Origin of the sequence: Hyphomonas sediminis, assembly GCF_019679475.1 — a bacterium.
Classification (GTDB): Bacteria; Pseudomonadota; Alphaproteobacteria; order Caulobacterales; family Hyphomonadaceae; genus Hyphomonas; species Hyphomonas sediminis.
Window position 1 is genome coordinate 2,561,029 of record NZ_JAIEZP010000001.1, and the last position, 24,213, is coordinate 2,585,241.

At 60.3% G+C, this 24,213-nt stretch carries 25 protein-coding genes; 9 read left to right on the forward strand and 16 right to left on the reverse strand.

Translation table 11 applies throughout. The features are described 5' to 3' along the window. Positions 1-41: 41 nt before the first annotated feature. A complete protein-coding gene (locus tag K1X12_RS12580; RefSeq protein WP_220987917.1) occupies positions 42-965 on the reverse strand; it encodes a hypothetical protein in 924 nt (307 codons plus the stop codon). Between the two features lie 159 nt (positions 966-1,124). Here K1X12_RS12580 and ychF point away from each other — a divergent pair, with 159 nt between their 5' ends. From ychF to K1X12_RS12595, 3 genes are all read left to right on the forward strand, one after another. Then, positions 1,125-2,222 (forward strand): redox-regulated ATPase YchF, encoded by a 1,098-nt coding sequence (ychF, locus tag K1X12_RS12585; RefSeq protein WP_220987918.1) that lies wholly within the window; start codon positions 1,125-1,127, stop codon positions 2,220-2,222. A gap of 125 nt (positions 2,223-2,347) precedes the next feature. Beyond that, the gene (locus K1X12_RS12590) at positions 2,348-3,949 is read left to right on the forward strand and encodes an MFS transporter (RefSeq protein WP_220987919.1); all 1,602 of its coding nucleotides are present in this window, start codon (positions 2,348-2,350) and stop codon (positions 3,947-3,949) included. A 35-nt stretch (positions 3,950-3,984) separates the two neighbouring features. After that, positions 3,985-4,749, forward strand: a complete 765-nt coding sequence (locus K1X12_RS12595) for a hypothetical protein (protein WP_220987920.1) — start codon at positions 3,985-3,987, stop codon at positions 4,747-4,749. 52 nt (positions 4,750-4,801) lie between these two features. Here K1X12_RS12595 and secF read toward each other — a convergent pair whose 3' ends face one another. The 10 genes from secF to tatA all read right to left on the reverse strand — a co-directional run bounded on the left by secF (position 4,802) and on the right by tatA (position 13,483). Further along, the gene (secF, locus tag K1X12_RS12600; protein ID WP_220987921.1) at positions 4,802-5,791 is read right to left on the reverse strand and encodes a protein translocase subunit SecF; all 990 of its coding nucleotides are present in this window, start codon (positions 5,789-5,791) and stop codon (positions 4,802-4,804) included. Positions 5,792-5,810: 19 nt separating this feature from the next. Next, positions 5,811-7,418 carry a protein translocase subunit SecD gene (secD, locus tag K1X12_RS12605; RefSeq protein ID WP_220987922.1) on the reverse strand — a complete coding sequence of 536 codons (1,608 nt, stop codon included), beginning with the start codon at positions 7,416-7,418 and terminating at the stop codon, positions 5,811-5,813. Between the two features lie 38 nt (positions 7,419-7,456). Further along, entirely contained in the window at positions 7,457-7,828 is a 372-nt protein-coding gene (gene yajC / locus K1X12_RS12610; RefSeq protein WP_220987923.1) for a preprotein translocase subunit YajC, read from the reverse strand. A 104-nt stretch (positions 7,829-7,932) separates the two neighbouring features. Next, complete coding sequence (locus K1X12_RS12615; RefSeq protein ID WP_220987924.1) at positions 7,933-8,592, reverse strand: protein-L-isoaspartate O-methyltransferase family protein; 660 nt, start codon at positions 8,590-8,592, stop codon at positions 7,933-7,935. After that, positions 8,580-9,341 carry a 5'/3'-nucleotidase SurE gene (gene surE, locus K1X12_RS12620; RefSeq protein WP_220987925.1) on the reverse strand — a complete coding sequence of 254 codons (762 nt, stop codon included), beginning with the start codon at positions 9,339-9,341 and terminating at the stop codon, positions 8,580-8,582. The genes K1X12_RS12615 and surE overlap by 13 nt, the downstream gene beginning before the upstream one ends. Continuing rightward, positions 9,338-10,639, reverse strand: coding sequence for a serine--tRNA ligase (gene serS, locus K1X12_RS12625; RefSeq protein WP_220987926.1), 1,302 nt, complete (start codon positions 10,637-10,639; stop codon positions 9,338-9,340). The genes surE and serS overlap by 4 nt, the downstream gene beginning before the upstream one ends. Before the next feature lie 69 nt (positions 10,640-10,708). Beyond that, the gene (locus K1X12_RS12630; RefSeq protein WP_220987927.1) at positions 10,709-11,932 is read right to left on the reverse strand and encodes an NYN domain-containing protein; all 1,224 of its coding nucleotides are present in this window, start codon (positions 11,930-11,932) and stop codon (positions 10,709-10,711) included. A gap of 98 nt (positions 11,933-12,030) precedes the next feature. Further along, a complete protein-coding gene (gene tatC, locus K1X12_RS12635) occupies positions 12,031-12,861 on the reverse strand; it encodes a twin-arginine translocase subunit TatC (protein ID WP_220987928.1) in 831 nt (276 codons plus the stop codon). After that, positions 12,858-13,244 carry a Sec-independent protein translocase protein TatB gene (tatB, locus tag K1X12_RS12640; protein WP_220987929.1) on the reverse strand — a complete coding sequence of 129 codons (387 nt, stop codon included), beginning with the start codon at positions 13,242-13,244 and terminating at the stop codon, positions 12,858-12,860. The genes tatC and tatB overlap by 4 nt, the downstream gene beginning before the upstream one ends. Before the next feature lie 26 nt (positions 13,245-13,270). Then, the gene (gene tatA, locus K1X12_RS12645; protein WP_220987930.1) at positions 13,271-13,483 is read right to left on the reverse strand and encodes a twin-arginine translocase TatA/TatE family subunit; all 213 of its coding nucleotides are present in this window, start codon (positions 13,481-13,483) and stop codon (positions 13,271-13,273) included. Between the two features lie 83 nt (positions 13,484-13,566). On the opposite strand from tatA, the gene xth reads away from it, so the two are divergent. Together xth and K1X12_RS12655 are read left to right on the forward strand one after the other, a co-directional pair. After that, a complete protein-coding gene (gene xth, locus K1X12_RS12650) occupies positions 13,567-14,343 on the forward strand; it encodes an exodeoxyribonuclease III (protein WP_220987931.1) in 777 nt (258 codons plus the stop codon). 104 nt (positions 14,344-14,447) lie between these two features. Next, complete coding sequence (locus tag K1X12_RS12655) at positions 14,448-14,789, forward strand: DMT family protein (protein ID WP_220987932.1); 342 nt, start codon at positions 14,448-14,450, stop codon at positions 14,787-14,789. 43 nt (positions 14,790-14,832) lie between these two features. Here K1X12_RS12655 and K1X12_RS12660 read toward each other — a convergent pair whose 3' ends face one another. Next, complete coding sequence (locus tag K1X12_RS12660; protein WP_225907972.1) at positions 14,833-14,985, reverse strand: entericidin A/B family lipoprotein; 153 nt, start codon at positions 14,983-14,985, stop codon at positions 14,833-14,835. 160 nt (positions 14,986-15,145) lie between these two features. Here K1X12_RS12660 and purQ point away from each other — a divergent pair, with 160 nt between their 5' ends. Beyond that, positions 15,146-15,814 (forward strand): phosphoribosylformylglycinamidine synthase subunit PurQ, encoded by a 669-nt coding sequence (gene purQ / locus K1X12_RS12665; RefSeq protein ID WP_220987933.1) that lies wholly within the window; start codon positions 15,146-15,148, stop codon positions 15,812-15,814. On the opposite strand, the gene K1X12_RS12670 is transcribed toward purQ, so the two are convergent. Further along, positions 15,811-16,479 (reverse strand): energy transducer TonB, encoded by a 669-nt coding sequence (locus K1X12_RS12670; RefSeq protein WP_220987934.1) that lies wholly within the window; start codon positions 16,477-16,479, stop codon positions 15,811-15,813. The genes purQ and K1X12_RS12670 overlap by 4 nt on opposite strands. Positions 16,480-16,602: 123 nt before the next feature. On the opposite strand from K1X12_RS12670, the gene K1X12_RS12675 reads away from it, so the two are divergent. Continuing rightward, on the forward strand, positions 16,603-17,616 hold the full coding sequence (locus K1X12_RS12675) for an adenosine deaminase (protein WP_220987935.1): 1,014 nt from the start codon (positions 16,603-16,605) through the stop codon (positions 17,614-17,616). Between the two features lie 56 nt (positions 17,617-17,672). Here K1X12_RS12675 and K1X12_RS12680 read toward each other — a convergent pair whose 3' ends face one another. After that, positions 17,673-18,305: a hypothetical protein gene (locus K1X12_RS12680; protein ID WP_220987936.1), complete on the reverse strand. Its 633-nt coding sequence runs from the start codon at positions 18,303-18,305 to the stop codon at positions 17,673-17,675. 96 nt (positions 18,306-18,401) lie between these two features. Further along, a complete protein-coding gene (locus K1X12_RS12685; protein WP_220987937.1) occupies positions 18,402-19,526 on the reverse strand; it encodes an FAD-dependent oxidoreductase in 1,125 nt (374 codons plus the stop codon). A 177-nt stretch (positions 19,527-19,703) separates the two neighbouring features. Here K1X12_RS12685 and K1X12_RS12690 point away from each other — a divergent pair, with 177 nt between their 5' ends. Together K1X12_RS12690 and purL are read left to right on the forward strand one after the other, a co-directional pair. Beyond that, positions 19,704-21,203 (forward strand): tetratricopeptide repeat-containing sulfotransferase family protein, encoded by a 1,500-nt coding sequence (locus tag K1X12_RS12690; RefSeq protein ID WP_220987938.1) that lies wholly within the window; start codon positions 19,704-19,706, stop codon positions 21,201-21,203. A gap of 33 nt (positions 21,204-21,236) precedes the next feature. Next, positions 21,237-23,498 carry a phosphoribosylformylglycinamidine synthase subunit PurL gene (gene purL, locus K1X12_RS12695; RefSeq protein ID WP_220987939.1) on the forward strand — a complete coding sequence of 754 codons (2,262 nt, stop codon included), beginning with the start codon at positions 21,237-21,239 and terminating at the stop codon, positions 23,496-23,498. 84 nt (positions 23,499-23,582) lie between these two features. Here purL and K1X12_RS12700 read toward each other — a convergent pair whose 3' ends face one another. Continuing rightward, positions 23,583-24,188, reverse strand: coding sequence for an outer membrane protein (locus tag K1X12_RS12700; RefSeq protein ID WP_220987940.1), 606 nt, complete (start codon positions 24,186-24,188; stop codon positions 23,583-23,585). Positions 24,189-24,213: the final 25 nt, after the last annotated feature.

The following is a 24,213-nucleotide window of genomic DNA, read 5'->3' on the forward strand; positions in this document are numbered from 1 at the left end:
TCAAACGGCCTCAAAAGTACACGGTTTGATACTGCGCTGCCCTACTCTGCGCCGTCCGGCTCAGATGTATCGTCGATAATCTGCGGCTGGGTGTCGTCAATAATCGGACCCGCTTCCAGCACCGTCAGAAGCGAGCGCGGCACAGTTCCCACCGGGCAGCTGGAAGCCGCAGCCATGCGGGAGTTGGCAATCGCATGCGAGGTCGCCGCCAGTTCCGGCGAGGCTTCAGACCGGAAGGCCCAGGCCAGCACCAGCATCCCAACCACGGCCACAGAGACGGCCACAATGGCGCCCCAGCCAGCGCCCAGCTCTTCCAGCGGATTTGGCTGAGCGGTCGCAACCGGCGCCGCCACAGGCGCAACGTTTGCCTTGGTGCCGTTAGTCTTCAGCGATGCAGCGGCCAGCACCGCCGCGCCAATCGCCTCACGCGCCGGCGCCGGCTTGATGCCGAGATCTTTCTCCCGCTTCTTGCGGGCATCAACCGCCAGCGGATCGTTGGGATGGGCGGCGAGCCAGTCGGCCCGCAGGTCATCATCCTTGGAGCCGAAGTTCAGCCATTCCCGCAGGTTCGTACGCCCTTCCCGGCGGCCGAGCTCCTCGACCAGCTGGTAGAAACCTTCCGGCGTCTTCCGGGATGTCATGCCTTCAATGGAGTAGCGTTTTTCCTGACGGAACGGCTCATACGGGATCGTCTTGTCGATCGCGGCCTGAACAAGTGTGCCAGGACGGGAATTGCCGACAGATGCTGCGGCCCTCACCCAGTCGCTTTTGACTGCGTTTTCCGACCAAAGGACCAAAACGGACTGCGAATTGGTCGCGTCACGGGCATCCTTGGGGTCAAAAGTCTCGTCGGTCTGGTTTTGATTGAACGCGACCTTGAACTTCAGCGACCGCAGGCGGCGGACCACCAGCTTGGCAATGTCCCGGTCTGCTACACCAGACACCAGAAAGACATCATAACTCATCGCACTCTACCTCTATAAGGCCCGTGTATAAGGATAACGGCTGGGCGCCTCAGCGCCAGCCCCACTGTTTCCTAGCGATTTTTGTGCCTGTTTTTCGAGGCCGAAAGGGGCTATGGCGCCGGTTCAGGATTTTACGAGCTTTCGGAAGGTATTCGCCCCATGGGCTTCAAATGCGGAATCGTCGGGCTGCCGAATGTCGGCAAGTCCACCCTCTTCAACGCACTGACGCAGACGGCAGCCGCGCAGGCCGCCAACTATCCCTTCTGCACGATTGAGCCAAACGTCGGCGAAGTAGCCGTGCCCGAAGCGCGCCTGAACAAGCTTGCACAGGTCGCCGGCTCCAAGGAAATCATTCCCGCCCGCATGAACTTCGTGGACATCGCAGGCCTGGTGGAAGGCGCCAGCCAGGGCGAAGGCCTCGGCAACAAATTCCTTGCCAACATCCGCGAAACAGACGCGATCATCTACGTGCTGCGCTGTTTCGAGAATGACGACATCACCCACGTTCGCGGCATGGTCGATCCGGTGGCCGACTTTGAAGTGGTCGAAACCGAGCTGATGCTGGCCGACCTCGAAAGCCTTGAGAAGCGCAAGGCGAACATCGTCAAGAAGGCCAACTCCGGCGACAAGGAAGCCAAGGCGCAGGTGGCGCTGATGGACCTCGCGCTGGAAGAGCTGAAAGAGGGCCGCCCTGCCCGCCGCGCCAACGTTCCTGCAGACGACATCAAGTCCTGGAACATGCTGCAGCTGCTGACGGCAAAGCCGATCCTGTTTGTTGCCAACGTCGATGAAGGCAGCGCAGCAACCGGCAATGAATATTCCAAGCGCGTTGAAGAGCGCGCGAAACAGGAAGGCGCCATCGCCGTCATCATCTCGGCGCAGATCGAAGCCGAACTGGCGATGCTGGACGAAGCCGAAGGCAAGGAATTCCTCGAGACACTCGGCCTTGAAGAGCCGGGCCTCACCCGCTTGATCCATGCGGGCTATGAATTGCTGGGCCTGCAGACCTATTTCACCGCCGGACCGAAAGAAGCCCGCGCCTGGACTATCCGCAAGGGCTGGACCGCGCCGAAGGCTGCCGGCGTCATCCATGGCGACTTTGAAAAGGGCTTCATCCGGGCAGAGACGATTGCGTTCGACGACTACATCGCCTGCGGCGGCGAAGGCGGCGCCAAGGAAGCCGGCAAAATGCGCTCCGAAGGCAAGGAATACATCGTCCAGGATGGCGACGTGATGTTGTTCCGCTTCAACGTCTGATACCCGCCCAAGTCTGCTGCGAATACGGGCAGCCGATAAAAACGGCTAGGTAAAGTTGAATTGGTCTTGCGCCACCCCAGAGCAATTATTAGCGTTTGGTTAATAATTGCTCTGGAGGGGACCCTATGAGTGACCGGAATAGCCCAGATCTGAACTTTGAGGTCGGGTATAACGTAGCGACGAGCAAAGCCTCTTTTTCCATAAGCATCTCGAATATCTTCGACAGGATTGGGAAAAAGAAATTCGGCTTCTCAGTTTCCCGATGGCGCACCAAAGGCTGGGCCAGGAAGGACGCCAAACAAGGAATCCCCCCCACACATTCAGTGGAGCCGGACGGCCAGGAACTGGAAATACGAACAGAACGAGATCAGCAACTCACGAAGGTCTCAAATGCCGTCGATTCAGCCGTCGATGACGCCACCAAATGGGTGAATAAGCACACACCTCAAAAACTCCATCGGGACAAACTGGAAAACGATGTCAAAGCGGCGATCGCCGGCGAGCTCGCTGACTATCGCGACAGCCTCCAGAAAGCCCGTGAGGAGCTTACCGAAAGCAAATCGCATTACGAAGATTTCCGGCATGAGCACGGCCTCAAACGAAACGCCCGGGTGCCCCTGTTTTTTCTGAAACCCATCGTCATCCTGCTTGCACTGCTGCTGGGCGAGACGATCATCAACGCTTTCATCTTTGCAGGCATCAGCCCGCAGGGCATGATTGGAGGATGGCTGACTGCGTTGGTGATCTCTGTCATCAACATCATCTTTGGGCTGGTCTTTGGCTTTGCCATAATCCGCTATGCCATGGTTTGGGAGGGAACCCCGCGTTACCTTTTAATGTTCGCTGGCGGATTACTTATTCTCCTGGCGTTTCTTTTCAATCTGTATGTCGCCCACTTTCGGGAGGTCGCAGAAGCGGCCATCCTCGCGGACCAGGCGGGAGAGGCCATCTTGACGCGCGACAGGGCGCCGACCCTGACAAGCACCTGGCCACACTTTATCGAAAATCCATTCAATATCGGCTCGGTGCTGGGCATTGGTCTTCTGGTGATCGGGTTGAGCATCTTTGGGATTGCCGCATATGAAGGATATTGCGGTTTTACGGACCCCTACCCCGGCTTCGGCAGAGTGGGCAAACGCTACTACTTGAACGAAATCACGGTTTCGTTGATCGAAAGCAGCGCCAGGAAGCGTGCATTCAGCAGACTGGATGCAATACGCCACCGCCTGAACGATTCCCTGACCATACACCGGCACTTCCAGAATGAAGTGAATACGGCGATCAGCTTCGCAGACAGGTTGTCGAAGGCGGCGGCTACGGCCGAGAAACAAGTCAATAATCATGCCTGGCTTTTGATTTCCGACTACAGAGCTGCCAACCGCCGAAAGCGCACGAAGCTGAAGCAAAAAGCCGAAAAGAAGCCGGAAAAGGCGCTCCTGAACCCCGGCGATGCCCCGGCCTATTTCGATGTAGATCCGCGCGCTTCATGGGGCGCGGCAAGCGTGGTCCCCAGCAGCGAAGAACTGTCGTCAATGGCGCAAGCGTCGAAGACAACGATCAGCGAAAACATCGCAATCATAGATTTTGTAAGCAAGTATGTTTCGGAACTCCGCACACGCATCGCCTCAAGTGTTCAAGGGCTTGATGAGGAAATACGCAGAAGCATGAGCCAATCCGCCCCCTCGGCAACCGTCTCTCCACACCCGCGGCTGAATACCGTTCAATAGCCACCGCCTGAATCAAACCGTTCGAGAGGTACTCCATGAAACGGCAAAACAAGTCCGCCTGGATCATAGGGTTTTCATTGCTGCTTGCCGGCTTCGCAGGAATTCCAGCTGCGCTTATCGCCACAAAACCACCCGCCACCGATACGGACAATTGTCGACGGGATGGGTCCCTTCCCGCGCACACAGTTGTGCTCGTCGATCAATCGGATCCATTCGATGAGACAGATGTCAATTGGGCGTGGCAACTGATGTTTGAAGAAGCCAAGATGCTCAAAAAGCACGGTAGGCTGACGATCATGGGGATCGACGCGGAAAATCCTGACTATGGAAAAGAAGTATTCTCCCGCTGCTCGCCGGGTTCACCATCCCGGGCAAACCCGATCTTTGAAAACCCTCGCTTCATCGAACAGGATTGGGAACTGAAGTTTGAGGACCAGATGCGCGGTCGCATCAGCGAACTTATGTTGACCGATCAAGCACCGCGCTCTCCTTTGGCGGAACATATAAAGGGCATTCTTCGCAGGAGCGATTTTCGTCCCTCGATGGAGCATCGCCGAATTCTGATCATATCCGACATGTACCAGCATTCGGATGCCTTCTCGATGTACAATTCCGGATTAAACAAAGAGGGAATGATCAAGGCGATGAGCGCGATGGAGTTCCCGCCGCTCAACGGCGCGGAGATCGCCATCTTCAGAGTCGACAGGAAGGGTCAACTCAAAGGGCAGGACATCAATGAATTCTGGAAATCCGTGCTCGGCCAAAGCGGAGCAGCCAACGTCGAAGTCATAAGGGATTAGGCACCGGTGCCCTCCGCTAAGTTGCGGAGGGCACCGGGCGCAGCCCAGAAAATTACGGCATCGCCTCGAAGCCCGGCGTGTCTTCCACCGGTTTGCGGTTGATATCGACACCCAGCATCAGAACGATTGCGGCAGCAAAATAGATCGACGAATAGGTACCGATGATGATGCCCCAGATCATCGCAAGGCTCATGCCTTGAAGCACCGGACCACCGAACAGAACGATCGCGAGAATGGCGATCAGCGTTGTGCCGCCGGTCAGCATCGTGCGCGACAGCGTCTGGTTGGTGGCGATGTCGATAACTTCTGTCGCCGGCATCTGCTTGTATTTCCGCCTGATCTCGCGGATGCGGTCGAACACGACCACGGAGTCGTTCACCGAATAGCCAATGATGGTTAGGAGGGCGGCGATGGTGGTCAGGTCGAACTGGATTTGCAGCAGGGCGAAGAGGCCGATAGTTCCGATTGCGTCGTGAACAAGCGCGGCGATGCCGCCCACTGCATATGACCAGCTATAGCGGAACGCGATGTAGCCGAACATCATCAGCGTCGCCACTCCGAGGGCGATAAGCCCTTCACGGAACAGTTCGCCAGAGACTTTCGGCCCAACGGAGTCGTTGCGCAGAATGTCTTCGTCGGTAAGGTTGAACTCCTGCTTCAGCGAATTGACGACAAAGGTGTTCGACGCCGCAGAGGCTCTCTCTGCCTGCGTCTCTTCCGGCAAGGCCAAAAATTCTTCTCCGAGCAGGCCTGCATCCAGATCGCCGAAACGTATGACAACCAGCTCTGCGCCATTGGAATCGGTCGCGGAGTTGACCGTCAGGCCACCTGGGATGCGGCTGCGGACCTCTGCCACCGTGACCGTATCGGTCTGGCGCAGCTCGATCACGGACCCACCCGCAAAGTCGACGCCCAGGTTCAGGCCCCGCGTCATAACCAGATAGATGGACGCCACCATCATGATCATTGACAGCGCTACACCGACATAGCGGTAGCGCATGAAGGGAACCTTGGTCTCTTTAGGCCAGTATTTGATCAGCATATGTCTGTCCTCAAGCCGCCTAAACTGCGAACCGCTTGGTTTTGAAGGTCTTCATCCAAAACACTGTCAACATGCGGGTGAACACGAAGGCCGTAAACACCGAGGTCACGATGCCAAGCGCGAGGGTGACCGCGAAGCCTTTCACCGGGCCGGAGCCGAGCGTGTAGAGAATGATGGCCGCAAACAGGGTGGTGATGTTGGCGTCCAGGATGGTGATCAGCGCGCGCTCATAGCCTGCCTGCACTGCCGTCCAGACCGACCTGCCTGATTGCTGCTCCTCGCGTATGCGTTCGAACACCAGCACGTTGGCGTCCACAGCCATACCGATGGTAAGAATGATGCCCGCAATGCCGGGAAGCGTCAGCGTGGCGCCAAGAAGCGACAGGGCTGCAAAGATCAGAACCACGTTGGCCACAAGCGAGAGGACCGCGAACAGCCCCTGCAGGCCATATGCAAGCACCATGAAGAATGCCACCAGCGACAGGCCGACGACCGCCGCCCGGAAGCCGGATTCGATTGAGTCTTCCCCCAGCGTCGAGGAAACGACGCGCTGGTCCAGGAACTGTACCTTCGCCGGCATCTCACCGGCTGCGATGATCGCCGCCAGGTCCTGCGCTTCGGTGATGGTGAAGGAGCCGGTGATGCGCACATTGCCGCCGGGGATCGCATCGTTGATGCGCGGCGCCGACATGATTACGTCATCCAGCACGATCGCAAACGGCTTGCCGACATTGTTGCGCGTTGTTTCGTAGAACTTGCGCGCGCCGTTGGCGTTCAGGCGGAAATTGATCTGCGGGCGGTTGGCTTCATCATTACCCTGGCTCGCGCTGGCGATGTCCGAACCGACAACCTCGGGAATGTCCCGCACCAAAAGCGGACCGGTCTCTGGCCCTTGCAGCAGGCGATACCCCGGCTTCACTACACCCGCCTGTGCGGCCGCAATCTCTGCCGGGCTCGATTCAACCAGATTGAACGTCATCTTGCCGTCGCGGCTGAGAAGATCTTTCAGGCGCTGCGGGTCCGGCTCGCCGGGGGCTTCGAGCACGATCCGGTTGTTGCCTGAAGGCGTCAGCGAAATCTCGGCCACGCCTTCCGGGTCGACACGGCGGCGGACGATGGTCATCGTCTTCGACAGGGCGTCTGCCAGCATCGCGGTTTCGGAAGCCTGCGGGACAGAAATCCGGATGGAATCCGTTCCGGCCCGGGTGATTTCATAGGTCTTGCCGCTGGTCAGGCCGCCTTCGAGCGGGGTGTTGATGCGGTCGAGGCGCTTCAGCGCCTCATCGACCGGGAAATTGCCTTCAGCATCCGGCCGGCTGAGCTTGATCACCATTGTGCGACCGTGAAGTTCCGGCTGGAAATAGATGGGGTCGCGGTCAGATGTCCGGGAGAAGGCAGAGCGCACATCCCGCGCGAACACTTCCAGCCGGCTGTGGATCACTTCTTCCGGCGGAATTTCCATCTCAAGGTAAACACCGCCGCGCAGGTCGAGGCCCAGATTGACGGACTTCTTCGGCAGGAAGCCCGGCGCACCGGACATATTCACCACGTTCGGAAGCGCCATGACGACGCCCCAGGCCAGAACGGCGAATACCAGAAGGACTTTCCACGGCGGGAACTGCAGCATGAGGCGATCCTATGTTTCGGGCAGCGCGGAGGGGACGGTCAGTCGTTGGCGGGGACCGGCTCGGCCTTGTTGCGAACTTCGATCACCATCGACTTGATGATGCGAACGCGCACGTTCTCCGCAATGTCGAGCGACACTTCGTTGTCGCTGACCTTGTTGACCTTGCCGATCAGGCCGCCCGAGGTGATGACCGTATCGCCACGCTTGATGTTGTTGACCATCTCGGTGTGTTTCTTCTGGCGCTGCTGCTGCGGACGGATCAGCAGGAAGTAGAAGATCAGGATCAACGGCAGGAAGAACAGGATCTGCGTCAGCACGTTCGGGCCAGCACCGGCAGGCGCAGCCTGAGCGGCTGCCGGCATGGCGAGCGCCGCAGCAATAAGACCAAGTGTCAGAAAGCGAGCGGACATAGCGACAATCTCCAGAATTCTCAGCGGCAATGTTTGGGAAAAGAGGCGTATAGCCGCCACGCCCAGCCTTGGCAAACCACCCCTGCAGGCGATTCCTCCGGTATTCAAAGCACTTGCGCGATTCCCTCAGAAAGCTGTGGCAGCCACTGAAAGAGATCGCGGCGCTCGATTTCAGCGCCGGTAGCGTCAAGGCACAGAATCGACGCCATCCCGCCTTCCGGCTGCAGCGGAACGGCCAGGACACCGCCCTTCGACAATTGCCCTATCAGGGCTTCCGGCACTTCCGGAACAGCGCCCGCCAGGACGATAACGTCAAATGGCCCCTGCTCTGCCCAACCTTCCAGCCCATCCATCTGGGCGACAGTCACATTCTCGATCCCCAGCCGTTCCAGACGGCTCCGGCCGTCTTCCGCAAGGCGCCGATAGCGCTCCGTGGCGCAGACATGGCCAGCAATCTGCGCCAGCAAGGCCGCCATGTAGCCCGAGCCGAAGCCGACCAGCAGGCAGCGCGCCTCACGTGCAGGTTTCAGTTTCAAAGCTTGTAGCAGGTGCCCCGTCGCCGTCGGCCGCAGCATCACCTGCCCGCAAGGGATCGGCAGGAACGTATCTTCAAAGGCCAGCTCGCTCAGGGCCGGGTCATCGACGAAGGCGTCCCGCCCGATCGTTTCCATGGCTGCCAGAACATCGGGATCGGTCACCCCCTCCTGCCTCAGGGTGAGCAGCAGGCGCGCAGCGCGGAATGGATCGGCAATCAGCTCGGCCATGACTCCCGGAGGGTTTTCAGGAATGGCTCATGCGTCAAGTCCACATGCAGGGGCGAGATCGAGACATAGCCATCATAGATGGCGCGCAGGTCCGTTCCCTCGTCGGGCTTCGACAGCTTGCCGCGATAGCCGATCCAGAAATAATCGTTGCCGCGCAGGTCTTCGCGCTTGTCCGTGTGGATAATGGCCTCGTCGCGGAAACCCTGCCGGGTGATCTGCACGCCGCGCACATCGCCGGGCTCAACGTCCGGGAAGTTCACGTTCATCACCACATCATTCGGCCAGCCCATATCAAGCAGCGGGCGAATGGCTTTCGCGCCCCAGGTCTTCGCCGTGTCCCAGGAGAGCGATCCGCGCTCCCGGAAGTTCTGTGCCTGGCTGAGCGCGATGGACGGAATGCCCAGCTGCATACCGAACATCGCCGCTGCAATGGTGCCGGAAAAGCTCGTATCCTCGGCAATGTTCTGGCCGCGGTTCACGCCGGAGAGCACCAGGTCCGGAAGGTCCGGCATCAGCTCTTTCGTTGCCAGCAGCACCGCGTCGGACGGCGTGCCAGAAACGGCCCAGCTCTTGGCGCCCACCTTGCGCACGCGCACCGGCTGCGTCAGCGAAATGGCGCGGCCCTTGCCCGACTGTTCTTCTTCAGGCGCAGCGATCCAGATGTCGTCGGAAAGCTCCTCGGCAATGTCCTCAAGCACCGAGAGGCCCGGCGCATTGATGCCATCGTCATTGGTCAGGAGAATTCTCACCCGATCACCTCAAGACCGCCCATATAAGGCACCAGCGCCTTGGGCACGGTGATCGTGCCGTCCGCATTCTGATAATTTTCCAGCACGGCGACCAATGTGCGGCCCACCGCAAGCCCAGACCCGTTCAGCGTGTGCACATAGTCCGGCTTCGCCTTGGGCTCGGCGCGGAAACGTGCATCCATGCGACGGGCTTGGAAGTCGCCGCAGTAGGAGCAGGACGAGATTTCGCGATAGGTGTTCTGCGAGGGCAGCCATACTTCGAGGTCATAGGTCTTGCGGGCGCCCGCGCCCATGTCGCCGGTACAGAGCAGCATGCGGCGGAAGGGCAGCTCAAGGCGCTTGAGAACTTCTTCAGCGCAGCCGGTCATTCGCTCCAGCTCGGCCAGCCCCTCTTCCTCATTCGCCACGATGGAGACGAGCTCCACCTTGTTGAACTGGTGCTGGCGGATCATGCCCTTGGTATCGCGCCCCGCGCTGCCCGCTTCCGAGCGGAAGCAGGGCGTATGCGCAGTGAAGCGGAAGGGGAGTTGCGCGACATCAAGGATCTGTTCACGGACAAGGTTGGTAAGCGAGACTTCCGCTGTTGGTGTAAGCCAATGATCCCCAGTTGTCCTGAACAGGTCCTCGGCAAACTTCGGCAGCTGCCCAGTGCCAAAGAGCGCCTGATCGCGCACCAGAACTGGCACGCTCATCTCCTCATACCCATGCTCCGTCGTCTGAAGGTCGAGCATGAAGTTGGCCAGCGCCCGCTCCAGCCGGGTCAGCTTGCCGCGCAGGGCCACGAAGCGCGCGCCGCTCATCCGGGCGGCGGCTTCAAAGTCCATCAGCGGGAAACCGCCCTGCCCTTTCAGCGCTTCGCCGAGATCGGCGTGATCCTTCGGGTCGTTGATGCCTTTCGGTTCGCCCCATTTGTGGATCTCGCGGTTGTCATGCTCGTCGCTGCCATCGGGCACTTCATCCAGCGGTAGGTTCGGCAGGCCCATCAGCAGGTCGTCCAGCGCCTTGCGGGCAGCTTCTTCGGCTTCGCCGGCTTGCTCGATGGTCGTCTTGGCCTCGGCCACGACCTGCATCAGGCGCGCGGCTTCGGCTTCATCCTTCTTGGCTTTCGCCTGGCCGATCAGCTTGGAATTGGCATTGCGGGCGCTCTCGGCGTCCTGCTTGGCAGTGGTCGCCTCGCGCCAGGCCTTATCCAGTTCGAGGATCTTCGCGACGGACGATGACCCCAGACCTTCTTTCCGGCGGTTCCAGGCACGGATGAACAGGTCGGGATTTTCGCGGATGGCGCGGATGTCGAACATAGGGAAGCCTCAGGCTCTGGTGGGTAATGGGGAAGGCTCTAATCCGCGCCGCCCCCTCCTGTCCACACTTCAGGCCCGGCCGCCCGCAGCCTCCGCCTCGGCTTCTTCGTCTTCGTCGAGGTCTTCTTCCGGCGCTTCCGGGGCCGCTTCGACCCGTTCAAGCGTGACTTCCCCGATATCTTCAGCAGGTTCCGGCAGGTCCGCATCCAAGGCCGCCTCAGCCAGAAGCGCGAGGGATGTGCGCTTGCGAGGGATCGGCGCCGCCTCCGGCGCAGGCTCGATCCGCTCAGGAGCTTTCTCTGCCAGCAACTTTGGTGCCGGTATCGGATCTGGCTCCGGCACTGGTTCCGGGCGGGTGGGCGATGGCAGCGGGATCGCCTTTTCGGGCGGCTCCCGCCAGATCACTTCCACCTTGTTCTTGCCAACTGTCGTCACCTCGATCCCCGGCTGGATCTGGGAGAGGCGGCGCATCATTGCCGCGTAATTCTTGGTGTTGAACCAGGGGCGCTGGCCGCCCTGATAGGTCGGCGTGAATTCCTGGATAACGCTGAGCGCGCGCACGATGCGCGTCTTGGACAGCGGCTGGTCGGGCATCCGCTCGCCCAATTCCTTGATGATCGCGGCGGCGCGGACCAGCTCCGGCGCTGGCCCATCCTTGGGCGCTTCGCTCGTGGCCATCGCCGCGCGCACGCGGCCCATCAAAGGCGAGCGGCGCTCCTTCATCAGCGTCAAAGGCGCAATCACCGGCGGCGGCGAGCGGAAGCGATACCATTTGCGCTTTGCCCGCTGATAGCTGAAGGCCGCCTTCAACGCGCCGATGTGCATCACGGCGTCGGCATACTGGCTGAACAGCTCATAAGTCGGGTCGGTTTCCTTGCCGCAGGTCACCACGCGAAGCTCGCCAGCCTGCACGCGGTTCACCACCGGCATGAAATCGGAATCCGTCGTCAGGATGACGAATTCCTCAACCTCGTCATCGACCAGCGCGATCTCTATCGCGTCCATCGTCATCACGATGTCTGCCGAGCTTTTCCCCGCACTGATCTTGCGCTTCGCCAGCGCCCGGCAGTTGAAGGCGGAAAAACCGGCTGCTTCGAATTGCGGGCGATACTGGTCGAACTGCAGGTTCCAGTAGACGCGCTTTTCAATAAAGCGCCGGCGGCGGTTCTTCGCAGAGAACGCGCCATCCTCCAGCCACAACAGCCAGTTGGACAGCCCCGTCACCACCTCTTCACTGGTCGCGCCGTAGATGTTGTCGAAATCGACGAGCAAGACGCTTTTCACGCGCGGCACGTAGGTAGGCTCCTCGTTTCTCGGGAGACGGGGGTTTCTGACCGGCGCCTAGGTTCAACACCTGACCGCAAATTGCAACGCCATGGCTGCAAGGAAAATCACTCGGCGGCGGCTGCCGCAGCTTCTTCCTTGCTTGCCTTCCGTTCGATCATTTTCACGCAGAAGATTGAAATCTCATAGAGGATGTAGACCGGCCCGGCGAGCAACACCTGCGAGATCGCATCAGGCGGCGTAAACACCGCCGAGAACGCCAGGATTCCGACGATGGCATAGCGGCGCCCCTTGCCAAGGCCGCTGGAGGAAACCAGCCCAATCCGGCCCAGCAGGCTGAGGATCACCGGCAGCTGGAACGAGATGCCAAAGGCCAGCATCAGCGCCATGACGAGGGAGAGATAATCCTCCACCCTTGGCATCATCTTGATCGTGGTCGCCGCCGCATCGACCTGTTCCATCGACACGGTGAACCGCGCCAGCATTGGCAGCATGATGAAATAGACGAACGCTGCGCCCAGCGAAAACAGGATCGGCGCAAACACAAGGTAGGGCCAGAACGCGCCGCGCTCTGACTTGTAGAGCCCCGGCGCCACAAAGGCGTAGACCTGCCAGGCGATGAACGGGAACGCGACGAACACACCCGCAAACAGCGCCAGCTTCAGCTTCGCAAAGAAGAACTCCATCGGCGCGGTGAAGATGAACTCCAGCTGCGATCCGCGGATGTCTTCAGCCACGGTCGCAAACGGCGCGACCAGCCAGTTGTAGATATGGTCGGCAAAGAAGAAGCAGCCGATGGTCGCCACCGCCAGTGCCAGCAGGATCTTGATGAGCCGCCCGCGCAGCTCGATCAGGTGATCGAGCAACGGCGCGCGGCTCGCCTCCACCTCATCGTCGAGGATTTCGGGCTGCTCATCCTTGGGCGGGGTATGGCTCATGCCGGCTCCCCCTTGGGCGGGGGCGACGGCGCGTCCTTGGGCTCGGTTGGTTCAGATGGCGGCGCGACGGCCTCCGGCTCAGCATTGGGATGCTCGCGCATGATGGCGGAATTCACATCCGCCTCATATGCAGCCAGGTCATCCTGCGCCGAGGTCAGCGTGTTGGCCTTTCGCAGCTCCTGGATTTCCTTCTTCAGGTCATCCAGCTCGCTCTGGCGGGCAATGTCGTCAAAGGCCGACTGGAACTCGCGCGCCATCCGCCGGCCCTTGCCGACGATCTGGCCCAGCTTGCGCATCATCATCGGCAGGTCGCGCGGACCAACGATGATCAGCGCGGCGAGGCCGATAAGCAATATCTCGGAAAACCCGATGCCGGGCAGCATGGCGATGCGCCCTCCGCGTCAGTGGCTCAGGACGAAGCTTTCGTCTCGTCTTTCTTGGGCGTGATGTCGACCATGTCGTCTTTGCCGACCGGTTTGGTTTCCTCATCCTTGAGGCCTTTGCGGAAAGCGCCGATCCCCTTGGCCATGTCGCCCATGATCGAGGAAATGCGCCCACGCCCGCCAAACAACAGCAGCGCAACAACGACCACGATGAGCAGTTGAATTATGCTTGGCGACATGAACGCGACTCCTGAGGTTTCCCCCAGTATAGGCGTCCCTGCCTGCTGGAACAATGCGGCGAAGCTGCTTAAGAGCATAAGCCATGCGTATTGCCACCTGGAACGTGAATTCGATCAAGGCCCGTCTGCCAACTGTCTTGCAAGTGCTGCAGGACATACAGGCTGATGTCGTTTGCCTGCAGGAACTGAAGTGCGAAACCGATGCCTTCCCCTATCTCGAGATCGAGGAACAGGGCTGGAATTGCGCGGTTCATGGCCAGAAGAGCTATAACGGCGTTGCCCTGCTCTCGAAATTTCCCCTGGAAGGCGTCGTCAAGGAGATGTCGACCCTGAAGGACGAGCAGGCCCGCTATATCGAGGCGACCGTGATGGCAGAGCGCCCCGTGCGGGTCGGCGGGCTGTATCTGCCCAACGGCAATCCCACACCGGGCGAAAAGTACGATTACAAGCTCGAATGGATCGCCGCGCTCGAAGAACACACGCAAGCCCTCCTCAAATCCGAAGAGCCATTTGTGCTGTGCGGGGACTATAACGCCATTCCCGCGCCGGAAGACTGCTGGGACGACACGGTCTGGAACACCGACGCGCTCGGCCTGCCCGAAACCCGCGCGGCCTACCGCAAGCTCAAGCATCTGGGCCTGACGGACGCCTTCGCCGCCTGCGATGGGCGCGCCCACCAATATACGTTCTGGGATTATCAGGGCGGCGCCTTCCAGAAGGATCATGGCATCCGGATCGACCATGTCCTCGCCTGCCCGCGCATGACCGACCGCCTCACCGGCACGGAAATCTACCGCAAGGCCCGCGCGATGGAAAAACCGTCGGACCATGTGCCGGTCATCGCCGTGTTCGAGGACTGATCGGCGCCCGCTTCCGCAATCGATGAGACAGGCTAATCTGCCGACGGGCTGACCGGCGACACCATGATTCCGGCCCTGGCCTCTTCACGCTTCCGGAGCCCCTCATGCCGCCGCATGTCCTGCCGATCGTCCTCCTGTCGATCTCCAACCTGTTCATGACCATGGCCTGGTATGGCCACCTCAAATTCAAGACGGCGCCCCTGCTGCTCGTCATCTTCGCCAGCTGGGGCATTGCCCTCATCGAATATATCTTCGCCGTGCCTGCAAACCGCTGGGGCCATTCGGTCTATTCTGCCGCAGAACTCAAAACGATTCAGGAGGTTATCACCCTGATCGTGTTTGCCGGATTTTCGGTGTGGGTGCTGAAAGAGCCGCTCGGCTGGAACCATGCGATCGGGTTCGGCCTAATTGCGCTCGGCGCCTGGTTCATCTTTCAGGGCAAGTAGGGCCAGGTGGCGGAGGCCTGAGGCACCCGCCACCTGATCGAGATCACTTCGTGATATCGTCTTTGACTTCCTTGGCGGTCTCTTCGACAGCCTGTCCACCGGCCTTCACGTCTTTGCCGATGCCTTCAATCGTGTTGCAGGCTGCCAGCGTCGGCAGGGCAACAACGGCGATCAGCGCCATCATCACTTTTTTCATTGAGGTATCTCCCGTGTGTGGTGAGCGGAAAATGGCGCGCTGCCGGGATTCCGGCAAGGGCGTTTCAATCCTTTCAACGGCTTATGTGGCTTAAAATCCTCACTCAGTTTTCCCGCCATTCCCGTTTCCAATCTCCCCGACTCCCTGCTAAAGAGCCGCCATGAAAACCGCTGTTATCGTCTTCCCTGGCTCGAACTGTGATCGTGACGCGCAGGATGCGCTGGCCAAGCTGACCGGCAAGGCGCCGGCCATGGTCTGGCACAAGGATGGGGAAATCCCCGCCGGAACAGACCTCGTGATGGTGCCCGGCGGCTTCTCTTACGGCGATTACCTGCGCTGCGGCGCCATGGCGGGCAACTCGCCCATCATCTCGCAGCTCAAAGCCCATGCCGAACGCGGCGGCTACGTCCTCGGCGTCTGCAACGGCTTCCAGATCCTCACCGAAACCGGCCTCCTACCCGGCGCACTGGTGCGCAATGCCTCGCTCCACTTCGTCTGCCGCCCGCAGAAACTGAAGGTCGAGAGCAGCAACACGGCCTTCACCAGCGCCTATGCCGGCGGCAGCGAGATCGTGATCCCCATTGCCCATGCCGAAGGCAACTTCTTCGCAGACGACGCAACGCTGGATCGCCTGGAAGGCGAAGGCCGCGTGCCGTTCCGCTATACCAGCGGCGAGAACCCCAACGGCGCCGCCCGCGACATCGCCGGCATCCTCTCGGAAAACGGCCGCGTCCTCGGCATGATGCCCCACCCCGAACGCGCCATCGGCGACCATGAAGGCGGCAGCGACGGCGTTGCCCTGTTCAAGAGCCTGATGGCGGCGGCCTAATCCGCTAAAGTGGGCTCGGGATTTCGCGAGAAGTCGAACTCAATCGGGTAGACAACCTTCTTCCGTTCAACAGCTTCTCCGCCGACTATCTTTGGGGCAAACGTGCTGGCCGCTATCCGGTCCTCAGCAAGCGTTTTGAAATTGTCGTGCGTACAGAATGCGACGATATTTTTTGGGTTTCCTTCGACATCTACATCAAACCGGACGTCACACGTTCCCGCAATGCCAGAGGCCAAAGCTTCATTAGGGACTCTTGTTTTTGGCGCGGGGATAGGCTGTGCATCAGTAGGCAGCGATCCTGCATCCAAATTCTCTGACTTTCTTTGTCCGGTGGATGGTACTGGACCGAACGCCTCCAAGCTCTCTTCGTATATCGAGCGGCCCTCGGCGATCCGATCCAGCTTCCAATAGTTCAGGATCAGGTATCCATAAGTTCGCATTTGAGGTTGTTCCGCCTCAAGGTCCTTGAGCCGCAACCCTGCCGCTAGCGATTCATTCAAACAATCAGCCTGATAAGTTGCGAGCACGTGCTCCCAAAGCTGCTCCTTATCCGGCCCCTCACCGCCGTCGTCGAACACCATGTCACAAGGTTGAGCAGGTTGAACCTCAGCCGATGGCGCATCGGTGATCGCACAGGATATAATTGCGCCCAGGCAGACAGCCATATTTCGGATACACATCATTAGCCCCGGCAAACAATCAGTAATTCAACCATTATTATTCTGCATTGTAACCCCTCTATGCGCCCCATCTGGACAAAGACTGACGCGCCCTATCTAATTCCCTTTATGACCAATTCGCACCAGACCGACCTCATCGCCCGCCTGCCCAAGGCTGAGCTTCACCTGCATATCGAAGGCAGTTTCGAGCCGGAGCTGATGATGGCGCTGGCGGCGCGCAACAAGATCGACCTTCCGTTCAAGACGCTGGAAGACGCAAAGGCCGCCTACAACTTCTCAAACCTGCAGGAATTCCTCGACCTCTATTATCAGGGCATGCAGGTGCTGCGCACGGAGGAAGACTTCTTCGACTTGACCTTGGCCTATCTCCAGCGCGCCAAGGCCGACAATGTCCGCCATGTCGAGATGTTCTACGATCCGCAGGCGCACACTGAGCGCGGCGTGCCTTTCGGCGTCGTCACCGATGGCATCCTGGCGGCCATCCGGAAGGGCGAGCAGGAACTCGGCATCAGCTCCTATCTCATTATGAGCTTCCTGCGGCATCTCTCCGAAGAAGACGGCTTCGACCTCCTGGTGGAGTCCGAGCGCTGGCACGACAAGTTCGTGGGTGTCGGCCTGGATTCCTCAGAAGTCGGCCACCCGCCGCTGAAGTTCGAGCGCCTCTACCAGCGCTGCGCCGAGATCGGCTTCAAGCTCTGCATGCATGCCGGCGAAGAAGGCCCGCCTTCCTATGTCCGGGAAGCCCTGCTCGACATTGGCGTTGACCGGATCGACCATGGCAACCGCTGCATGGAAGATCCCGAGCTTGTCAGCATCATCCGCGACATGCAGGTTCCGCTGACCAATTGTCCGTTGTCGAACTTGTCCCTCTGCGTCATCGACGATCTGAAGAAAAGCCCCGTGAAAGCGCAGCTCGAGCAAGGCCTGCTCGTAACTGTGAACTCGGATGACCCGGCCTATTTCGGCGGCTATATCGGTCGTAATTACGAGAAAACCGCCGAGGCGCTGGACCTGTCAAACGACCAGCTCATCCAGCTCGCCCGCAACAGCTTCACCGGCAGCTTCCTGCCGGAGGCAGCCATCAAGGCGCATCTCGCGAGCATTGACGAATCGATCGCCTGAAGACTTTCGGCCCACAAAATTGAAACGGCCGCCCCAGTTGGGGCGGCCGATAATTTTTAGCTGTTGGTGGCGGCGGGCTCTGCCTCTTCGTCCGCCTCTTCCTCAGGCTGGACCTGCGGAACCGCGCCCGGCGCCGGGTGGCATGCGCGGACAACCGATTTAAGCATGGGATCGGTTTCGAAGACCATGCCACGCGAGCCCGATACGACGCGCAGATCCCCCGCGCCCGAAGCCAGAACAAAGGTCTGTTGGCTCACAGGTTCAGCCATGCCTGCTGCTGTGTCGGGAGACAGGTCAGGCGCCGCCGGAACGCGTGCATTCCCTGCCGAGGTGAACAGGTCGATGGCGCCGACCGTATCTTCAGCAGATGCCGCCTTGATGACCATCATCTTGTTGCCGGTCTCAGTGTCTGCCGGAATGCAGGACGCTGAAAACAGCATCTCGCCGGTCGCAGAGGTAAACGTTGCCGTGTCCCGTCCGCCTGCGGAAGACCGCTCCCACACGCCTTCCACATTCGTTGTCGTGACTTCCGGCGGCGGCGCTTTTTCTTCTTCAGGTTCAGCTTCCCTCTCTGCCTGTTCGGCCTGCGCTTCCGCCGGCTGATCTTCAGCGACGGGTGCTTGCGTCTGCGCATGGGCCCATCCGGCAATCAGCACGGCGGGGACAAGGGCAATCAACGGGTTCCGCATAATCTGGCTCCTCTGATGCGTCACTTGAGTTTGCCAACGCATCAATTCGCCGCCGGTTTCACCCGCCGCAGCATTGCCCCGAAATGGCCCCGAACATTACGGTTCCGAATAAGTGGAATAAGCCGCTTTCTCCGCGAGCGCTGCGTGCCCGTCGATCATGCGCCGGACCTGATCCTCGCGCACATCGAGTGACCAATCGTCCGCGTTGTGGCTTCCGCCCAAGACAAGACCTGTCTTGCGCGGGAACATGTAGAGCCCGCCCACAATGTAGGAATAATCAATTTCGGGCTGGGGCAGCAGATGTGTCAGCTGGCCACGGATCGGCGTCAGGGTTTCATCGCCAAACAGTGTCCGCGCGCCAAGCCCAGTACAGTTGACAATCACCGGCTGCGCCAATGCCAATACCTCATCCAGCGTCTCGAACCGGCGCGCAATGAACTTTGCCCCGGCCGCCTGCGCATCCTTCATCAGCATGTCGAGGTAATAGTCCGGATCGATCATCAGCGAATGGCAACGCTCTTCATAGGCAAAGCCAAACCGCGTCTCACGCGTCAGGATTTCCAGATCCGGATACAGTTCATCCCCGCCCGGCAGTTCGCGACGCTGCTCCGGCACGGTGTTCGTCAGATCAGAATGCTGAACCCAGCTGACGCCGTATCCCGGTCGGTTCACATAAGGCAGGAAGCCCCGATGCGCCTCGCGCGTCACCTTCGCATTCAAGGCAAGGAACTCTTCGGTCGCCACATCCCGGCTGTAAAGGCTCGACGGTCGCCAGAGCGCCCCAGCGATATTCGAGGTCGTGTTTGGGTGCATCGCTTCGGCATAGACAGTCACCACATACCCCCGCCGCGCCAGGATCAACGCACTGGTCAGCCCCATGACGCCGCCACCAAGCACCGCCACGTCAAGCCGGCCGGCCTCCCCCGCCATCACGGCCGCCCGCTGGCTGGTGCCCCAGGATAGGGTGACGCCGCTGCCGCCATGCCCGTAATTGTGCACCACAATCTTCTCGCCAAAGCGCTCCGCTTCCAGTCGGAACCCCTGTGCCCGGTAGGGCCGCAAGCCAACCACCGTGCGAGTAATCCTGTCGCGCTCTACCAACACCTTCGGAAAAGGCCGCGCAGGCGGCCACGTCACCACGCTCGTCGGCGCCGTAACACAGGCCGCCAGCGCGCTCGCGCCCAACCCCAGAAGAACAGACCGGCGAGTTAGGTTTGGCATCGAAGGCGCTCCTTTTGCGGCATCGTAGGGAGGGAACAGAACTTACCGCAATGGCGCGCCGCAGCCGGGATCCGCCCAACACGTGAAGCATGACACGGCGTGAGTGATCAACGAAAGCGCGTGATCAATGCACGCTGCCCTATAGCGGAGGGGAAAGTTCACGGCTAAACGGCTGAGATGACCGAAACACGCCAGCAAGAACTCCTGACCACCGCCTCGCGCCTGCGCGCAGAGGGCCGGGTTCCCGAAGCCATTTCCGCTTACCGCGCCCTTCTGGGAGCATATCCCGATCTCCCGGACAGCTGGTACAATCTAGGCTGGCTCCTGCGGCAAAGCAGCCAAGCCGACGAAGCTCTGACAGCATACGACGAAGCACTGCGCCGCGGTGTTCAGGACGCCGAAGAGGTACACCTCAACCGCGCTGCGATCTTCTCCGACGCCTTGGCCAGACCCGCCGACGCGAAGGCGGAACTGGAGAAGGCTCTAGAGCTGAACCCGAAATACATCCCGGCGCTGGCAAATCTCGGCAATCTGCATGAGGATCTCGGCGAGCGTGATGCTGCACGTTCCGCATACGAGCGTGGCCTGCAGATCGCGCCGGACAACGCAGTCCTCCTTTATCGGCTCGCGGGCCTCGGAATGGCTGCAGATCGGCAAGACCCTATGATCACCCGGCTGCGCACCCGGATGGCAAAAGCCGACCTTCTGCCCGCAGATAAGGCCTTGCTACAATTCGCCCTGGGCCGCCTGCTCGACAGCTGCGGCGCTTATGGCGATGCGACCGAGAACTTCAAGAATGCCAAGTCGAACGCACGCATTGCTTCCCGCGGCACGCTGGCCCCCTATGACGGTATCAATGAGCAGAAGCGAGCCGAACGCATCGGCGCCGCGTTTGTCGCAGCGCGCGACCGCCGCGCTGGAATAGAAGCCCCCCAGCCTCGCCCGGTCTTCGTGCTGGGCATGTTCCGCTCAGGATCAACGCTTGTGGAACAGATTATCGGCGCGCATTCCGCCGTTGCCGCTGGCGGAGAGTTGGACATGGTGCCCCGTATCGCACGCGGCCTTGGCAGCATGCCGGAACAGATTGCCAATGCTTCGGATGAGCAGATTAAGGAGTACGCGGAAGCCTACCTGAACCGAACCCGCATGCTTTACCCCAGCGCTGAAGTGGTCACCGACAAGCGCCCCGACAATTTCTGGCACGTTGGCCTGATCAAGCTGCTCTTTCCCAATGCCAAGATTATCAACACTGTGCGGCACCCGCTCGATACGTTGATCTCGATCTGGGGGCAAAATTTGGATGTCACCCTCAACTACAGCTTTGAAATTGAAGACATCGCCGCCCACATCCACGCCGAGCGGCGCATGATGAGCCATTGGAATCGCCTGTTTGCAGGAGACATCCTGACAGTTCCTTATGAAGCCGTCGTCCTGCAGCCCGACCAGGAAGTGCGCCGCATTCTCGACTTCCTCGGCCTGCCCTTCGAGCCTGCCTGCCTCGAATTCCACAAGTCCAGCGCCCCGGTGAAAACCGCCTCAGTCTGGCAGGTGCGTGAGCCGCTGCACGACCGCTCTATCGGCCGTTGGAAGAATTACGAGACATATCTGCGTTCCCTGCCGCCGCATCCTGCACTCGATGCGCTTCTGGCGGTTGAACAACCCGCCAAACCAGCCTAGCGCTGCGCCAAATCTTACGCACGGACCGATCCGATGACCGATACCGCCGCCATTCTCTCCCATCTCAAGGCCGAACAGGACGCCGCCTCCGGCGTCGAGCACGGCATCAAGGCCGATGAATGGGAGCGGCTGGTCAGCCGCCTTGGCCGCAAGCCCAACCTTGTCGAACTCGGCATCTATTCGGTGATGTGGTCGGAGCACTGCTCCTACAAATCCTCGCGCCGCCACCTGTCGAAATTCCCCACCAAAGGCCCGCGCGTCATCCAGGGCCCCGGTGAAAACGCCGGCGTGATCGACATCGGCGACGGTCAGGCCGCCATCTTCAAGATGGAGAGCCACAACCACCCCTCCTATATCGAGCCCTATCAGGGCGCGGCCACCGGCGTCGGCGGCATCCTGCGCGACGTGTTCACGATGGGCGCGCGCCCCGTGGCGCTGGTCAACGCCCTGCGCTTTGGCGATCCGAGCCACCCGAAAACCCGCCAGCTCGTCTCCGGCGTGGTCGCGGGCATCGGCGGCTATGGCAACTGCGTCGGCGTGCCGACGGTGGCCGGCGAAACCCAGTTCGACGAAGGCTATAACGGCAACATCCTCGTCAACGCGATGGCCGTCGGCCTCGCAGACCAGGACAAGATCTTCTACGCCCGCGGCGCCCTGCCAGGCCTGCCGATCCTCTATGTCGGCTCAAAGACTGGCCGCGACGGCATCCACGGCGCCACCATGGCCTCCGCCGAGTTCACGGAAGGCGAGGAAGACAATCGCCCCACCGTTCAGGTCGGTGACCCCTTCACTGAGAAGCTCCTCATTGAAGCCTGCCTTGAGCTGATGGCGACCGATGCGATCCAGTCCATCCAGGACATGGGCGCCGCCGGCCTCACCTCGTCCTCCGTTGAGATGGCGGACAAAGGCGGCGTCGGCATCGAGATGGACCTCGACGCTGTTCCCCAGCGCGAAACGGGCATGACAGCCTATGAAATCATGCTGTCGGAGAGCCAGGAGCGTATGCTGATGATCCTGAAGCCCGGCAAGGAAGCCGTGGCCAAGGCCATCTTCGACAAATGGGATCTCGACGCCGAAGTGATCGGCATCACCACCGAAACCGGCCGCCTCGTGCTGAAACAGTTCGGCGAAGTCGTGTGCGACATCCCTGTCGCGCCGCTGGGTGAAGATGCCCCGAACTATGACCGTCCGTGGACGGAGCCGCCGCAGCGCACCGCTTTTGACGTTTCGAAATATCCGGCTCCGGCCAGCTATAGCGATGTCCTCGTGAAACTCATGTCGACGCCCGACATGGCCTCCAAGCGCTGGGTTTGGGAACAATACGATCGCCACGTCATGAACGACACGATCGACAGCTCGCAATCGGGAGGCGACGCCGCTATTGTGCGCGTCCACGGCACCAACAAAGCGCTGGCAATCTGCTCGGATTGCAACCCGCACTATGTGGCGGCAGATCCCTATGAGGGCGGCAAACAGGCCGTGGCCGAAGCCTACCGCAACCTTTCCGCCGTCGGCGCCACGCCGATCGCGATCACCGACAACCTGAACTTCGGCAACCCGGAAAAACCGGCCACGATGGGCTACATCGTCAAGGCCATCGAGGGCATGGCCGAAGCCTGCCGCGTGCTTGAGTTCCCGGTCGTTTCCGGCAACGTGTCGCTCTATAACGAGACCGATGGCAAAGCCATTCCGCCCACCCCGGTTGTCGGCGGCGTCGGCCTGATCGACAATCTCACGAAAATTGCGACACTCAAAGGCGCGCAAGCCGGCGACACCTTGATCATCATTGGTGAAACCGAGGCTGAATTCGGCGCCTCGCTCTACGCCCGCAAATGGCTGGGCGTGAAAGGTGACGATCTTGGCCCGCCACCGCGCGTCATCCTGGAAGAAGAAATCCGCAATGCGGATATTGTTCGCCAGCTGATCGCCAAGGGCCTCGTTCACGCGGTCCACGACATCAGCGATGGCGGCCTTGCTGTTGCCGCCGCCGAAATGGCTCTGGCAGGCAATGTCGGCATCATGCTCGATGCGCAGGAAGACCGCCTCGGCGGCCTTGGCGCGCTGGCCTATCTCTTCAGCGAGACTCAGGGCCGTTATCTGGTCGCCGCGAAAAATGAAGATGCCGTTCTGGACGCGCTCGGCGACACGCCGGGCTTCTTCGCCGGCGTTGTCGAGAATACCGGCGCGATCACCTTCATGCACGATCTGCGCAAGAGCCAGAAAACCGTTCTCCCGCTGAAAGATCTGCGCACTGCCCATGAGGGCTGGCTGCCGGGATACATGAACGCCATCTGAGGTGCTTCCACCCCAAAAGAAACGACGCCCTCCCCCGAATTCGGGAGAGGGCGCCCTCGGCCTGGTGAGCCGCTACCGCTCTTCTCAGAACTTGTAGCCGACACCCAGCATCACACCGCTCGTGTCCGTGCTGTCGAAAGAGTAATAAGTGTAATCACCCTTCAGATAGAGGTTGTCGCTGAGATCATAGCTCATGCCGGCACCAAAAGCCGGACCATCGGCTGAATCTTCCACATTGATGTCGAGACCACCCGGAGTGGCAAGCGATGCATCAAGATCAACATACGCATAGCCGGCCCGGGCGTAAGCGTTCAGCCGCTCCGTAAGCGGAAGGCTCGCCTTACCGTAAATGCCCGTCAGATAGTTCAGGCCGATATCACCGGACGCCGCAATAACATCGCTGAGGTCGCCATCATTGTTGTCGTCGAAGTTGAGAGAGTCCTCGTCGACATTATAGTCGAACTCGCCATCATCAATACCAGTTGCCAGCTCGGCCTCAAGGCTGAAGATGTCGTTGAAACGCCAGCCAGCACGTGCCGCGATAGCATTGGTGTCAACGCCACTGTCGGCGCCGTCAGGCTTGATGTCGAGATACTGGTAACCGCCTTCAAGATAAGGGCCGGTTTCCTGTGCGTGAGCAGCCGCGGCAAGGCCGGTAGCGGCCGTCGCAATAAGCAGGGATCTGAACATTTTGTCTCCTTCCAGAAACGCTACT

Coding starts and splice junctions, on each gene's coding strand:
- K1X12_RS12580 (WP_220987917.1), bottom strand. CDS start 965: ATGAGTTATGATGTCTTTCTGGTGTCTGGTGTAGCAGACCGGGACATT.
- ychF (WP_220987918.1), top strand. CDS start 1,125: ATGGGCTTCAAATGCGGAATCGTCGGGCTGCCGAATGTCGGCAAGTCC.
- K1X12_RS12590 (WP_220987919.1), top strand. CDS start 2,348: ATGAGTGACCGGAATAGCCCAGATCTGAACTTTGAGGTCGGGTATAAC.
- K1X12_RS12595 (WP_220987920.1), top strand. CDS start 3,985: ATGAAACGGCAAAACAAGTCCGCCTGGATCATAGGGTTTTCATTGCTG.
- secF (WP_220987921.1), bottom strand. CDS start 5,791: ATGCTGATCAAATACTGGCCTAAAGAGACCAAGGTTCCCTTCATGCGC.
- secD (WP_220987922.1), bottom strand. CDS start 7,418: ATGCTGCAGTTCCCGCCGTGGAAAGTCCTTCTGGTATTCGCCGTTCTG.
- yajC (WP_220987923.1), bottom strand. CDS start 7,828: ATGTCCGCTCGCTTTCTGACACTTGGTCTTATTGCTGCGGCGCTCGCC.
- K1X12_RS12615 (WP_220987924.1), bottom strand. CDS start 8,592: ATGGCCGAGCTGATTGCCGATCCATTCCGCGCTGCGCGCCTGCTGCTC.
- serS (WP_220987926.1), bottom strand. CDS start 10,639: ATGTTCGACATCCGCGCCATCCGCGAAAATCCCGACCTGTTCATCCGT.
- tatC (WP_220987928.1), bottom strand. CDS start 12,861: ATGAGCCATACCCCGCCCAAGGATGAGCAGCCCGAAATCCTCGACGAT.
- tatB (WP_220987929.1), bottom strand. CDS start 13,244: ATGCTGCCCGGCATCGGGTTTTCCGAGATATTGCTTATCGGCCTCGCC.
- tatA (WP_220987930.1), bottom strand. CDS start 13,483: ATGTCGCCAAGCATAATTCAACTGCTCATCGTGGTCGTTGTTGCGCTG.
- xth (WP_220987931.1), top strand. CDS start 13,567: ATGCGTATTGCCACCTGGAACGTGAATTCGATCAAGGCCCGTCTGCCA.
- K1X12_RS12655 (WP_220987932.1), top strand. CDS start 14,448: ATGCCGCCGCATGTCCTGCCGATCGTCCTCCTGTCGATCTCCAACCTG.
- K1X12_RS12660 (WP_225907972.1), bottom strand. CDS start 14,985: ATGAAAAAAGTGATGATGGCGCTGATCGCCGTTGTTGCCCTGCCGACG.
- purQ (WP_220987933.1), top strand. CDS start 15,146: ATGAAAACCGCTGTTATCGTCTTCCCTGGCTCGAACTGTGATCGTGAC.
- K1X12_RS12670 (WP_220987934.1), bottom strand. CDS start 16,479: ATGGCTGTCTGCCTGGGCGCAATTATATCCTGTGCGATCACCGATGCG.
- K1X12_RS12675 (WP_220987935.1), top strand. CDS start 16,603: ATGACCAATTCGCACCAGACCGACCTCATCGCCCGCCTGCCCAAGGCT.
- K1X12_RS12680 (WP_220987936.1), bottom strand. CDS start 18,305: ATGCGGAACCCGTTGATTGCCCTTGTCCCCGCCGTGCTGATTGCCGGA.
- K1X12_RS12685 (WP_220987937.1), bottom strand. CDS start 19,526: ATGCCAAACCTAACTCGCCGGTCTGTTCTTCTGGGGTTGGGCGCGAGC.
- K1X12_RS12690 (WP_220987938.1), top strand. CDS start 19,704: ATGACCGAAACACGCCAGCAAGAACTCCTGACCACCGCCTCGCGCCTG.
- purL (WP_220987939.1), top strand. CDS start 21,237: ATGACCGATACCGCCGCCATTCTCTCCCATCTCAAGGCCGAACAGGAC.
- K1X12_RS12700 (WP_220987940.1), bottom strand. CDS start 24,188: ATGTTCAGATCCCTGCTTATTGCGACGGCCGCTACCGGCCTTGCCGCG.